This window comes from Angustibacter sp. McL0619, from assembly GCF_049994355.1.
Taxonomy (GTDB): domain Bacteria; phylum Actinomycetota; class Actinomycetes; order Actinomycetales; family Angustibacteraceae; genus Angustibacter.
Window position 1 is genome coordinate 4,127,813 of record NZ_CP188257.1, and the last position, 11,919, is coordinate 4,139,731.

Genomic DNA, 11,919 nt, shown 5'->3' on the forward strand with positions numbered 1-11,919 from the left:
TGCACGGTCGCTACCCCGCGATCCGCACGGTCGTGGTGGCGCCCCAGATCGCCAGGGACAGGAAGAAGTCGATGATGTTGATCGCCACGATGGACGTCCGGACGGCGTTGCCGACCGCCACCCCGACACCGGCCGGGCCGCCGCTGGCGGTGTAGCCGTAGTAGCAGTGGATCAGGATGATCACGACGGCGAACACCAGCACCTTGCCGAACGACCAGAGCACGTCGCCCGGCGGCAGGAACAGGTGGAAGTAGTGGTCGTAGGTGCCCTTGGACTGGCCGAAGTACTCGGTGGTGATGAACCGGGTGGCGAAGTACGAGGACAGCAGCCCGACCACGTACAGCGGCATGACCGCGACGAAGCCGGCGATCATCCGGGTGGTCACCAGGAACGGAACGCTCGGCAGGCCCATCACCTCGAGGGCGTCCACCTCCTCGCTGATCCGCATGGCACCGAGCTGGGCGGTGAAGCCGCAGCCGACGGTGGCGGCGAGCGCCAGTCCGGCGACCAGCGGGGCGATCTCGCGGGTGTTGAAGTAGGCGGAGATGAAGCCGGTGAAGGCGCCGGTGCCCAGCTGGTTCAGCGCGCTGTACCCCTGCAGGCCGACCTCGGTGCCGGTGAAGAACGCCAGAAAGGTGATCACGCCGACGGTGCCGCCGATGACCGACAGCGCGCCGGTGCCGAGGCTCACCTCGGCCAGCAGCCGCATGACCTCCTTCCGGTAGCGGCGCAGCGTGCGCGGCGTCCAGGCCAGCGAGCGCACGTAGAAGCGCAGCTGGCCGCCGAGGCTGTCCAGTCCTGCGACCGGCTTGCGGGCGGTGTCTGCGACCTTGGTCCCGATGGTTGCCATGGCCGTCACCCGAGCTTCTGCGGGACGACCTGGAAGTACACGGCCGTCAGGACGAAGTTGACGACGAACAGCAGCATGAAGGTGATGACGACGGACTGGTTGACCGCGTCGCCCACCCCCTTCGGGCCGCCGCCGGCGGTGAGCCCCTTGTAGGAGGCGACGATTGCCGCGATGGCACCGAAGATCAGCGCCTTGACCTCGCCGGAGCCCAGGTCGGCCACCTGCGCGAGGGCGGTGAACGACGCGAGGTACGCGCCCGGCGTCCCGCCCTGCAGGACGACGTTGAAGAAGTAGCCGCCGATGACGCCGACCACCGAGACCAGGCCGTTGAGCAGCAGCGCGACCAGCATCGAGGCGAGCACCCGCGGCACGACCAGCCGCTGGATCGGGCTGATCCCGAGCACCTCCATGGCGTCGATCTCCTCCCGGATCTTGCGTGATCCCAGGTCCGCACAGATCGCTGAGCCCCCTGCGCCCGCGATCAGCAGTGCCGTGACGATCGGGCTGGCCTCGCGGATGATCGCCAGCACCGAGGCGGCGCCGGTGTAGGACTGCGCACCGAGCTGGCGGGTCAGCGTGCCGAGCTGCAGGGCGATGACCGCACCGAACGGGATGGAGACCAACGCGGTCGGCAGGATCGTGACGCTGGCGATGAACCAGGCCTGCTGGATGAACTCCTTGCCCTGGAAGGGCCGGCGCGGCAGCGCGCGCAGCACGTCGAGGGTGAGGGCGAAAAGGTTCCCGCTCTGTCGCATCGCACCGACCGCCGGGTCGCTCACGAGGCCACCTCGTCGCGGGTGCGGGCCCGGTCGGCGCCGAGGTTGGCGAAGGAGCCGGGCGGCGGGACGACGCCGTTGTCCCGGCACCAGGCGCCCGGCTCGCGCTGGTGGCGGCGCAGGGCGCCGGAGCTCGTCGTGAGCTGCTCGGGGATCGGCGGCAGCGGGGGCAGCTCCTGGCCGGACTCGGCGGCCAGCTCGTCGGCGTCCTTCTCCTCGCTCATCCCGATCGGACCGACCCGCTGGGCGTTCAGGAACTGCCGGACGACGGGCTCCTCGCTGCTGAGCAGCATCTCGCGGGGCCCGAACATCGCCAGGTGCCGGTGGTAGAGCAGGCCGATGTTGTCCGGCACCGTGCGAGCGGTGTTGATGTCGTGGGTGACGATCAGGAACGTGGCGTCGATCTGCGCGTTGAGGTCGACGATCAGCTGGTTCAGGTACGCGGTGCGCACCGGGTCCAGCCCGGAGTCGGGCTCGTCGAACAGGATGATCTCGGGGTCGAGGACCAGCGCGCGGGCCAGGCCGGCCCGCTTGCGCATGCCGCCGGAGATCTCGCCGGGCAGCTTCGCCTCGGCGCCCTGCAGCCCGACCAGCTCGATCTTCTCGTGCACGAGCGAGCGGATGTCGGACTCGGACTTCCTGGTGTGCTCGCGCAGCGGGAAGGCGATGTTGTCGAACAGGCTCATCGAGCCGAACAGGGCGCCGTCCTGGAACAGCACGCCGAAGAGCTTGCGGATCTCGTAGAGGTCGTGCTCGCGCAGGGTGACGACGTCCTGGCCCTCGATGGTGATCGACCCGCGGTCCGGCTTGAGCAGCCCGACAAGGGTCTTCAGGAAGACCGACTTGCCGGTGCCGGAGGGCCCGAGCATGACGGAGATCTCCCCCGCGGGCAGGGTGAGCGACACGTCCTGCCAGATGGTCTGCGGACCGAAGGACTTGGTCAGTCCCTCGACGCGGATCTCGACTCCCACGTTCCACCCCTCACCGGTGAGGGCACCACCTGCAGGTCGCAGGGCGGTGCACCGTGCTCAACGAGCGGGTGGAGCGGAGGTTACGGGCGGGTCGTCAGGACGATCTTGCCGCGCACCTGGCCGTCCTGGAGCTGACGGATGGCCGCGGCGGCCTCGGCCAGCGGGAAGGTCCGGTCGAGCGCGGGCCTGACCTTGCCCGCTTCGACGAGCTCGCTGAGTGCGAGCAGGTCCTCGTGGTTCTCGCTGGCGATGAACGTGCCCAGCTTCTGGCCGACGAACAGCGACAGCACCAGGGCGCGCAGCTGGCGGTCGGTGCCGCCGAGCCAGCGACCGTCCGTCTCGCCACCGACGATGACCAGCGTCCCGGTGCCGGTCAGCGCCCGCCGCAGGCGGGTCAGCGAGGAGTTGCCGCCGACGTCCAGCACGACGTCGTACTGCTGCTGGCCATCCGCGAAGTCGTCGACGCGGTAGTCCAGGACGTGGTCGGCGCCGAGCGAGCGGACGAGGTCGGTCTTCGCGGCGCTGCACACGCCGGTCACCTCGCCGCCGAACGCCTTGGCCAGCTGGACGACGTAGCCGCCGACGCCGCCGGACGCGCCGATGACCAGCACGCGCGCGCCGGGCCGCACCTGCGCGCGGTCGCGCACGGCCTGCAGCGCGGTCAGGCCGGAGACGGGCAATGCCGCGGCCTGCTCGAAGGTCAGCCCGGCCGGTTTGGGCGCGAGCTTGGTCTCGTTGGCGCTGGCGTACTGCGCGAACGAGCCCTGTGCGATGCCGAACACCTCGTCGCCCGGACGGAACCGGGTCACCGCGGCGCCGACCTGGTCGACCACACCCGCGACGTCCGACCCGAGGACGAGGTTCTTGGGTGCCCGCACGCCGTAGCCGGCCAGCCGGATCGGGTACGGCAGACCCGTCATCACGTGCACGACGCCGCGGTCGACCCCGGCCGCCACCACCCGGACGAGGACCTCGTCGGCCGCGACCTGCGGGCGAGGGACGTCACGGAGCTCGACGCTCTCGACCGAGCCGTAGCGATCGCGGACGACAGCCTGCATCTGGGTCTTCTGGACGGTGGTCATGATGACTCCCCTATCTGACTTACGTTGTATGCTTACGTCGTAAGGTAGCCTGGTTCACGCACGCTGTCCACCCCCGACGACGAGGACGCAACATGACGACCGACCGGACGCCGGCGCCGCGACGAGCGGCGCTGACCCGCGAGCGCGTGCTGCGGGCCGCCATCGAGCTGGCCGATGAAAGCGGGCTGGGGGCGTTGACGATGCGCCGGCTCGGCCAGCAGCTCGGGGTGGAGGCGATGTCTCTCTACAACCACGTCAAGAGCAAGGACGACATCCTCGACGGCATGGTCGACCTCGTGCTCGGCGACATCGACGTGCCCCGGACCGGCACCCCCTGGCAGCCGGCCATGCGCCGCCGGGCCATCTCGGCGCACGAGGTCCTGCTCGCACACCCGTGGGCCGCGATGCAGATCATGTCGCGCTTCAACATCGGGCTGGGCATGACCCGCTACCTCGACGCGACGCTCGGCCGGCTGCTGGAGGGCGGCTTCACCATTCCGGGAGCGCTGGACGCCTGGCACGCCCTGGACAGCCACATCTACGGCTTCACCCTGCAGCAGCTCAGCCTGCCGTTCGAGGCCGACGCGGCGCCTCAGGTCTCCGCCGACGTCCTAGGGTCACTGGACGCGGCCACGTACCCGCACGTGGTCGGCGTCATCACCCACGTCATGCGTTCGGGGCGAGTCGAGGACTTCGAGTTCGGGCTCGACCTCATCCTGGACGGCCTCGAGCGGACCCTGCGGGCGACCTGAGCGAGCCCTCGCACGTGCCGCCCCTTGCTGGCGAACACCGCCTGCGGCCGGGCAGCCCGGCCACCTAGCCCGAAGATAATCGAAGTCATGACTATTCTTATTGGGTGAAAAAGAGAGTAAGAAGGTGTCTTATGATCCACTCAGCGTAGGATTACCTCTGGTTATCTTCTCGACACCTGAGGACGTGATGGTTGTGGCCCGCACCGTGAGTACGCCACGCGCGCGGGGGCGTGCCCGCACCGCGCTGGACCGTCGCTTCGACCAGTTGCGTCCGGCGCTGCCGTTGGCGCAGCGACCGAGGGAGGGCTGGATCCGTACGCTGCGCGAGGCTCTCGGGATGAGCGCTGCCGAGCTCGGGCGCCGAATGGAGGTCGGTCCGAACGCTGTCATCAAGCTAGAGGCAGGTGAACGCGCCAACCGCATCACGCTGGGCTCCCTAGAGCGCGCAGCGGAAGCGCTGGGTTGCGACCTCGTCTACGTCATGGTTCCGCGGCAGTCGTTGGATGAGATGGTCGACCGCCAGGCCGCATCTGTCGTCGGCGCCACGCTTGCGGCCGTGGGTCACACGATGCTTCTGGAAGACCAGCAGGTCTCGGGTGCCGTCAGTGACGAGCAGTTCGGTGAGCAGGTCCGCGAGGTGCGGGACCAGCCCGGGCTCTGGGCGGATGTCTACTAGCAATGCCCCGCGCGACCACCAGGGCATTGACGCTCTCGAGGTTGCCGGTGCCACCCCGCTCACTCCGGACGAGCTCGAAGATCTCATTCCCAGCTACCTCGTCACCCGTGACGAGCTCAATGCCGCCGAGCAGCAGAACATCAGCCGCGCGCTCACTTCGAGCAGGTGGCGCCGGCGGTTCGAACCCCTACAACTACTGGACGATCTGGTGGCTCGCGACCTGCACAAGGACCCGTTCGGTGAGGTGTGGAGGTGGGCTGGCCGCTATCGCCGGACCGAGCGCAACATCGGAGTCGACCCGACCCGCGTCGCATTGGACGTGCGTTCCCTCATGGAGAACGCCCGGTACTGGTTCGCGCCCGATTCGACTATGCCCGTCGACGAGGCCGGCGCCATGTTCCATCACCGCCTCGTCCAGATCCACCCGTTCCCCAATGGCAACGGCCGACACTCACGCGCGATGACCGACCTGCTGTTGCAGTCAGCAGGCATCGACCGATTTACCTGGGGACGGGTAAGCCTCGTCGAGTCCGGTCAGACTCGAGGGTGGTACATGAGCGCCCTGCACGCTGCCGACGGAGGGAACTACGGACCTCTGAACGAGTTCGTCCGATCCTGAGGCACGTCAGCGAAGGCTGAGCGCCGCCCGCAGCTCGCCGAGCGTCAGGGAGCCGGGTCCTTTGCCTCCGGACGTCGCCTGCCGCACCAGCGCCTGGACGGCGGCGTTGAGCGGGGCGTGTCCACCGTGGGCCCGGGCGATCGCCGCGATCTCGCCGTTGAGGTAGTCCGCCTCGTTCGAGTCGCTGCCTCGCGCCAGCGACTGCCAGGTCGAACCACCCATCAGCGCAGGCTCACCGGGAACGACCTGGTCCGCGAACAGGTCCCTGCGCCAGTCGTCCTCCTCCTGCGCACTCGCGTACTCGATGCCGGCCTGCGCGAGCACGGCGGCTCCCTCCTCGCGCAGTCGAGCCGAGACCGCGCCGGCGCCCTCGACGCCGGGACCGACCAGCGCCTGCACGGCATTGCCGAGGTTCGTCAACAGCTTGCGGTACTTCCAGCGCATGACGTCCTCGACCACGTGCACCTCGAAGTCCGCCGCCTCGAGATCCGCGGCGACGGCGTCCAGGGGGTCCGCTTCGCGGCCGACCGGCACGGGTCCGACAATCAGCACCCCAGTCCGTGGTGCGATCCGGACGAACACCTCGCCAGGCTGCAGGCTGACCGAAGGCAGCCACACGCACACGCCGAACACCCGGTCGAAGTACCGCTGGGCGATCTGCTCGGCCGCGACACCGTTGAGCGCCAGCAGCACCGGCAGCCGCTCGCGTGCGGTCCCGACCAGCTGCTCGCCGTCGAACACCGGGGCGTCCACCCACTCGCGCAGCGCCGCCTCGACCTGCTGGGTCTTCGTGGCGACGAGCAGGACGTCATCCGGGCGCAGCCGCGCGTCGGCAGGCGAGCGCGCGACGTCCACGCCGACGACGAGGTCCTGGTCGGGCGTCCGCAGGTGGATCCCGAGGTGCTCGATCATGTCGGCTCGTTCGCCGCGGGCCACCAGCACGACCCGTACGCGGAGCTGCTGGGCCAGCCTGGCGGCGATCGCGCCACCGATCGCGCCGGCGCCGATCACGACGTACCGCATGCCACCTCCTGGGTCGGTCCGCCCATCCTGCCGGTGCGCCATGGTCCGCCCGCCGATGGGTGCGGCCTATCGGTGCGGGCTGTCCACGGGTGATCACCCCGGTCCTGCCCACACCGATCCGCGCACCACCCACGGAGGCACAGGCGCCGCGAGCAGGAAGCCACGGCGCAAAAGCGAGCCAGGGCCGACCCGGCGTACCGGATCGGCCCTGGCTCAGGGTGCTCAGCGAGTCGCCGAGCGGGAGGTCACTTGACGGTGACAGTGGCTCCGGCGCCCTCGAGCGCCTCCTTGCCCTTCTCCGCAGCAGCCTTGTCGACCTTCTCCAGGACGACCTTGGGGGCGCCGTCCACGAGGTCCTTGGCCTCCTTCAGGCCGAGGGAGGTGAGGGCGCGCACCTCCTTGATGACCTGGATCTTCTTGTCGCCAGCAGCCTCGAGGACGACGTCGAACTCGTCCTGCTCGGCCTCGGCCTCGGCGGGGGCAGCGCCACCACCGGCAGCGGCGACCGCGACCGGAGCCGCAGCGGTGACCTCGAAGGTCTCCTCGAACTTCTTCACGAACTCGGAGAGCTCGATCAGGGTCATCTCCTTGAACGACTCAAGCAGGTCGTCCGTGCTGAGCTTCGCCATGTCGGCGTTCCTTCCTGTCTTCGCCCGAGAGCGGGCGGTCGTGTGTGGGCGGGCTCGCCCGAGGGGTGGTGCTTCGGGCAATCAGCCCTGGTCCTGCTCGACCTTCTGACGCAGGGCGTCGACCACGCGAGCGGTCTGTGCCAGCGGGGCGGCGAACAGGGCCGCAGCGCCGGACATCGAGGCCTTCATGGCGCCGGCCAGCTTGGCCAGCAGCACCTCGCGGGACTCGAGGTCCGCGAGCTGCTTGACCTCGTCGGCCGAGAGGGGCTTGCCGTCAAGCAGGCCGCCACGGATGACGAGAGCGGGGTGGTCCTTGGCGAAGTCCCGCATCGACTTGGCCGTCTCCACCGGGTCACCGGTGATGAAGGCGATCGCGGTCGGGCCGGCGTACTGGCCGTCGAAGGCCGAGACACCGGCCTCCTTCGCCGCGATCTCGGTGAGGGTGTTCTTCACCACGGCGTACGTAGCGTGCTCACGGATGGCGCTGCGCAGCTTGGTCAGCTGGGCCACGGTGAGACCGCGGTACTCGGTCAGCACGGCCGCGTTGGACTCACGGAACTTGTCGGTGAGCTCAGCGACAGCGGCTGCCTTGTCGGGCCTGGCCATGGGCCTCCTTCCACGGGTGAAGCGCCGGCTGCTCGGGTCCGCACACGGAAAACGCCCCGGCGCGAGGCGCACGGGGCGGTCACGGGCTGGGACCACGGCACGGGGCCGGGTCGTCGTCCGAGGATCGACACGTTCACCTGCGCGGGTCGCTCGCCGGAGCGGGCTTTCGGACGTCGTGCCAGGAGGCATTCGGTCGACCAGCGGTCTTGGGCAGCCTCCAGGATACGGGGAGCAGGCCGTCCGACCAAATCGGGCCGGGTCGGCCACTCGCCACGCGCAACGCGAGGGCGAATTCACCCGAATGGCCGATCCAGCGCGCCCTCCCCCACCCGTCCGGGCGCCTGTTTGGCCCTGCCTTCTCAAGGGCCCTCCCGCGGGGACCGACAAGGCGTCAGGGGGTTGGACTCCGTTTGAAAGGCAACGCAGGAATGACGAGCGCACCGATGCAGCGGTACCGGCGATGGCCTGTGCCCTCACGGCTGCCGCTGGCGACCTTTTACGCGGTCGTCGTGCTGGTCTACGCGGCCTTCACCGTTTCCACGCTGCCGGGTGTTCGGCAGAACCCCGGCTACAACCTCTTCCTGGACGGTTGGCTGAACAACGTCGCCTACATGCTCAGCCCGCTGGTCTGCCTGACCCGGGCCCGGGCGGCCGGCAGCTACACCCGCAGCTGGCGGGTACTGGCCGTCGGGCTCGCCCTGTACGGCATGGGCAACGTCTACTGGACCGTCTACATCCGGCCTCTGACGCCCGAACCCTTCCCGTCACCGGCCGACGGGCTGTGGCTGACCTTCTACGGCTTCGCGTTCGTCGCTCTGCTGCTGATCGTGCGTGAGGCCGCGAACCAGCTGCCGGTCAGCCTCTGGCTGGACGGCATCGTTGCCGGGCTCGCAGTGGCCGCCGTGATGGCCGCGATCGCCGGACCCGTCCTGGCGGTCACCGGCGGCGGCAGCCTGCCCGCCGTGGTCACCACGCTGGCCTACCCGCTGCTGGACGTCGTCCTGCTGCTCATCGTGACCGCCGTGCTGGCTCTCTTCCACTGGCGGCCGCCGGCCGGGCTGTGGTTCCTGGTCGCCGGACTGACCGCCTTCGTCGTCGCCGACCTCGTCTACCTGTTCCACGCCGCGAACGGCACGTACCAGCCGGGCGGCGTCAACGATGCGGTCTGGGTGCTGGCCACCTTGCTGATGGCTTTCGCCCCCGGGTGGTCGAAGCGACCGGCCGGTGCGGCGCTGCCCTCCTGGGTCCTGCTCGGCGTACCGGTCGGGGCAACCGTGGTCGCGGTCGCCCTGCTGGTCTTCGCGAACGCGCACCGGCTGCACCCGGTGGCCATCGGTCTCGCCGCCGCCACGGTGATGGCGGCGATCGGCCGGCTCATCGTGACCTTCGGCGAGGTGCGCGCACTCGCGCACAGCCGCCAGCTGGCCCTGACCGACGAGCTGACCGGGCTGGGCAACCGGCGCGCCTTCTACGAGCAGGTCGAGGCGAGAACCCACAGTCTGGGCGCGCCCCCCGCCGGGGCGCTGCTGCTGCTGGACCTCGACCGCTTCAAGGAGGTCAACGACAGTCTGGGCCACCACGCCGGCGACGACCTGCTCTGCCAGGTGGCCGGCCGGCTGGCCAACGTCCTGCACGGCAACGACGACCTGCTCGCCAGGCTCGGTGGCGACGAGTTCGCCATCTACCTGTCCCTGCCGGACGGCGCGAGCGAGACGGTGAAGGTGGCGGCCGAGCACGTCGCCGAGCGCGTGCACGCGGTACTGGAGCCGCCGTTCACGGTGGAGGGCGTCACCGTCCGGGTCGACGCCAGCGTGGGGATCTCGCACTTCCCGGCCCACGGGCGGGAGGTCGCGGGCCTGCTCAGAGCGGCGGACGTCGCGATGTACCAGGCGAAGTCCGCGCGCACCGGGCACTCGTCGTACAACAGCGACGGCGACCTCAACGGCGGCCAGGACCGCCTGCGGCTGCTCGAAGAGCTGCGTGAGGCCGTGCTCGGGGGCGGGCTGTCGGTCTTCTACCAGCCCAAGGTCGACTCGAAGTCGCTACGGGTGGACGGCGTCGAGGCGCTGGTGCGCTGGGCGCACCCGACCAAGGGCCTGCTGCTGCCGGACTCGTTCCTGCCGCTGGCCGAGCAGTCCGGACTGATGCGTGACCTGACCACGGCCGTTCTCGTGCAGTCGCTGGACCAGGTGAAGGACTGGCGCGACCGCGGCCGGACGCTCGCCGTGGCGGTCAACCTGTCGGCGTCCTCGCTCGTCGATGTCGAGCTGCCGCAACGGGTGGCGCAGATCCTGGCCTGCCGCGGTCTGCCCCCGGAGTCCCTCGAGCTGGAGATCACCGAGGACTTCCTGATGGGCGACCGCGAGCGCGCCCGGTCGATCCTGACCGAGCTGCGCAGCCTGGGCATCCGGGTCTCCGTGGACGACTTCGGCACCGGCTACTCGTCCCTGACCTACCTGCGCGAACTGCCGATCGACCAGCTCAAGCTCGACCGCTCCTTCGTGCTGCCGATGTCGGAGGACACCCGAGCCGCCGCGATCGTCCGCTCCACCATCGCGCTGGCGCACTCGCTCGGCATGACGATGGTTGCCGAAGGCGTCGAGGACGCCGCCACCGCGCTGGAGCTGGCGGCCTGCGGCTGCGACGAGTCCCAGGGCTTCTACTTCTCGCGGGCGCTGCCACCCGCCGAGCTCGAGCAGTGGCTGGACGATCGCGTGATCCCTGCCCCGCCGGCCGACAGCGCAGTGATCCAGAGCGCGCCGTGACCGCCGAACCGCGCACCACCACCGCGCCCGGACGCGCCTCGAGCCGGTTGGCGCAGCCTGCGCCCGGCACCAGCCCGCGGTCCGCGCTGCGCTCAGTCGTCCTGGTCGGCGAGCAGCTGGACACCTTGTTCGGTGCCCAGCTCGACGCGCTCGCCGACCGGTGCGGTGCCGGCGCGACGTCACGCTCGGCCTGGCTCGCGCCGACCGCGCGAGCCCTCGGCAGCAGGGTGTGGGCCGTCGCTGTACACGACCAGGACCACGAGCTGCGGGCCGCCATGGTGCTGCTCGACGAGCAGCGGCTGGCCCGCGTGCTGGACGGCTCGGACCCGGGCCGCAGCCCGCACCGGCTGGTGGACGTCGTCCAGCTCGCCGGCAGCTCGGCCGGCCACTGCAGTGCCGTCCTGGCCGACGACGCCCCTGCCGCGCGACTGCTCGGCCACGCGTACTGGGAGGCCCTGAAGGGCCGCGGCCGACCGGTGCTGACCGCGCTTGGTCCCGTTGCCCCGGGCGGCGCGGACCTGCTCGACGTCGCCGCCGGCATGCCCGGCGCTGAGCTGGTGGCGGCCTGCGCGGTGCCGACGATCGAGCGCCGGGACAGCCCGCTCGCGGAGGACTACCTGAGCGCCTCGATGCGTCGCACCCTGCGCAAGGCGGCCAACCGGACGAACACCGACGGACGACGGACGACTCTCCGGTTCACCGCCGACCTCGCCGAGATCCGCGCCCTGCTGCCAGACCTGGAACGGCTGCACCGCGACCGCGACCACGACCAGGGACGAATCAGCAGGCTGGACGACCCGCACGAGGTCGTCCTGCACCGCGGCCGGCTCACCGCGCTGGCCGAGGCTGGGTGCCTCGAGGTCGCGACCCTGCGCATCGACGACGAGCTCGCGGCGCACGTCGTTGGCCTGCTGGACGGCCGCACCTACCGGGTCCTGGAAGGGATCCTGGCCAGCCGGTTCGCCCGCTACTCCCCCGGCCGAGTGCTGGAGACCGAGGTGCTGCAGCGGATGCTGGACGACTCCGGCCTGGACACCCTGGACTGGGTCAGCTCGGTCGCGTCCGAGACCTTGCTGGCCGCCAACGGGGCGGTGCCGACGACGTTGCTGCGCGCCGCGATCGCCGGCCCGGCCGTCCCCGCCGTCCAGGACTGAGCGCGGTCCAGCCGGC

General features: G+C 70.3%; 12 protein-coding genes. 5 read left to right on the forward strand and 7 right to left on the reverse strand.

Translation table 11 applies throughout. The features are described 5' to 3' along the window. Nucleotides 1-10 precede the first annotated feature (10 nt). From ACPPVT_RS19290 to ACPPVT_RS19305, 4 genes are all read right to left on the reverse strand, one after another. Complete coding sequence (locus tag ACPPVT_RS19290) at nt 11-850, reverse strand: MlaE family ABC transporter permease (RefSeq protein WP_426563131.1); 840 nt, start codon at nt 848-850, stop codon at nt 11-13. Nucleotides 851-855: 5 nt separating this feature from the next. Next, complete coding sequence (locus ACPPVT_RS19295) at nt 856-1,605, reverse strand: MlaE family ABC transporter permease (RefSeq protein WP_426567208.1); 750 nt, start codon at nt 1,603-1,605, stop codon at nt 856-858. Nucleotides 1,606-1,625: 20 nt separating this feature from the next. Continuing rightward, the gene (locus tag ACPPVT_RS19300; RefSeq protein WP_426563133.1) at nt 1,626-2,597 is read right to left on the reverse strand and encodes an ABC transporter ATP-binding protein; all 972 of its coding nucleotides are present in this window, start codon (nt 2,595-2,597) and stop codon (nt 1,626-1,628) included. 80 nt (nt 2,598-2,677) lie between these two features. Beyond that, entirely contained in the window at nt 2,678-3,679 is a 1,002-nt protein-coding gene (locus ACPPVT_RS19305) for an NAD(P)-dependent alcohol dehydrogenase (RefSeq protein ID WP_426563135.1), read from the reverse strand. Between the two features lie 92 nt (nt 3,680-3,771). Here ACPPVT_RS19305 and ACPPVT_RS19310 point away from each other — a divergent pair, with 92 nt between their 5' ends. From ACPPVT_RS19310 to ACPPVT_RS19320, 3 genes are all read left to right on the forward strand, one after another. Continuing rightward, nucleotides 3,772-4,431, forward strand: coding sequence for a TetR/AcrR family transcriptional regulator C-terminal domain-containing protein (locus ACPPVT_RS19310; protein WP_426563137.1), 660 nt, complete (start codon nt 3,772-3,774; stop codon nt 4,429-4,431). 193 nt (nt 4,432-4,624) lie between these two features. Continuing rightward, nucleotides 4,625-5,107, forward strand: a complete 483-nt coding sequence (locus ACPPVT_RS19315; protein ID WP_426563139.1) for a mobile mystery protein A — start codon at nt 4,625-4,627, stop codon at nt 5,105-5,107. Beyond that, the gene (locus tag ACPPVT_RS19320; RefSeq protein ID WP_426563140.1) at nt 5,097-5,726 is read left to right on the forward strand and encodes a mobile mystery protein B; all 630 of its coding nucleotides are present in this window, start codon (nt 5,097-5,099) and stop codon (nt 5,724-5,726) included. The genes ACPPVT_RS19315 and ACPPVT_RS19320 overlap by 11 nt, the downstream gene beginning before the upstream one ends. Before the next feature lie 6 nt (nt 5,727-5,732). Here ACPPVT_RS19320 and ACPPVT_RS19325 read toward each other — a convergent pair whose 3' ends face one another. From ACPPVT_RS19325 to rplJ, 3 genes are all read right to left on the reverse strand, one after another. Further along, the gene (locus ACPPVT_RS19325; protein WP_426563142.1) at nt 5,733-6,749 is read right to left on the reverse strand and encodes a ketopantoate reductase family protein; all 1,017 of its coding nucleotides are present in this window, start codon (nt 6,747-6,749) and stop codon (nt 5,733-5,735) included. Nucleotides 6,750-6,994: 245 nt separating this feature from the next. After that, complete coding sequence (gene rplL / locus ACPPVT_RS19330; RefSeq protein WP_426563144.1) at nt 6,995-7,378, reverse strand: 50S ribosomal protein L7/L12; 384 nt, start codon at nt 7,376-7,378, stop codon at nt 6,995-6,997. Nucleotides 7,379-7,459: 81 nt separating this feature from the next. Then, the gene (rplJ, locus tag ACPPVT_RS19335; RefSeq protein ID WP_426563146.1) at nt 7,460-7,984 is read right to left on the reverse strand and encodes a 50S ribosomal protein L10; all 525 of its coding nucleotides are present in this window, start codon (nt 7,982-7,984) and stop codon (nt 7,460-7,462) included. Nucleotides 7,985-8,451: 467 nt separating this feature from the next. On the opposite strand from rplJ, the gene ACPPVT_RS19340 reads away from it, so the two are divergent. Together ACPPVT_RS19340 and ACPPVT_RS19345 are read left to right on the forward strand one after the other, a co-directional pair. Then, nucleotides 8,452-10,749, forward strand: coding sequence for a putative bifunctional diguanylate cyclase/phosphodiesterase (locus ACPPVT_RS19340; protein ID WP_426563148.1), 2,298 nt, complete (start codon nt 8,452-8,454; stop codon nt 10,747-10,749). Further along, nucleotides 10,746-11,903, forward strand: coding sequence for a GNAT family N-acetyltransferase (locus tag ACPPVT_RS19345; protein WP_426563150.1), 1,158 nt, complete (start codon nt 10,746-10,748; stop codon nt 11,901-11,903). Before ACPPVT_RS19340 ends, ACPPVT_RS19345 begins: the two co-directional genes overlap by 4 nt. Nucleotides 11,904-11,919 lie beyond the last annotated feature (16 nt).

What these genes read in the sequence shown, in the direction of transcription:
- ACPPVT_RS19290 (WP_426563131.1), bottom strand. Translation starts at nt 850, where the DNA reads ATGGCAACCATCGGGACCAAGGTCGCAGACACCGCCCGCAAGCCGGTC.
- ACPPVT_RS19295 (WP_426567208.1), bottom strand. Translation starts at nt 1,605, where the DNA reads ATGCGACAGAGCGGGAACCTTTTCGCCCTCACCCTCGACGTGCTGCGC.
- ACPPVT_RS19305 (WP_426563135.1), bottom strand. Translation starts at nt 3,679, where the DNA reads ATGACCACCGTCCAGAAGACCCAGATGCAGGCTGTCGTCCGCGATCGC.
- ACPPVT_RS19310 (WP_426563137.1), top strand. Translation starts at nt 3,772, where the DNA reads ATGACGACCGACCGGACGCCGGCGCCGCGACGAGCGGCGCTGACCCGC.
- ACPPVT_RS19320 (WP_426563140.1), top strand. Translation starts at nt 5,097, where the DNA reads ATGTCTACTAGCAATGCCCCGCGCGACCACCAGGGCATTGACGCTCTC.
- ACPPVT_RS19325 (WP_426563142.1), bottom strand. Translation starts at nt 6,749, where the DNA reads ATGCGGTACGTCGTGATCGGCGCCGGCGCGATCGGTGGCGCGATCGCC.
- rplL (WP_426563144.1), bottom strand. Translation starts at nt 7,378, where the DNA reads ATGGCGAAGCTCAGCACGGACGACCTGCTTGAGTCGTTCAAGGAGATG.
- rplJ (WP_426563146.1), bottom strand. Translation starts at nt 7,984, where the DNA reads ATGGCCAGGCCCGACAAGGCAGCCGCTGTCGCTGAGCTCACCGACAAG.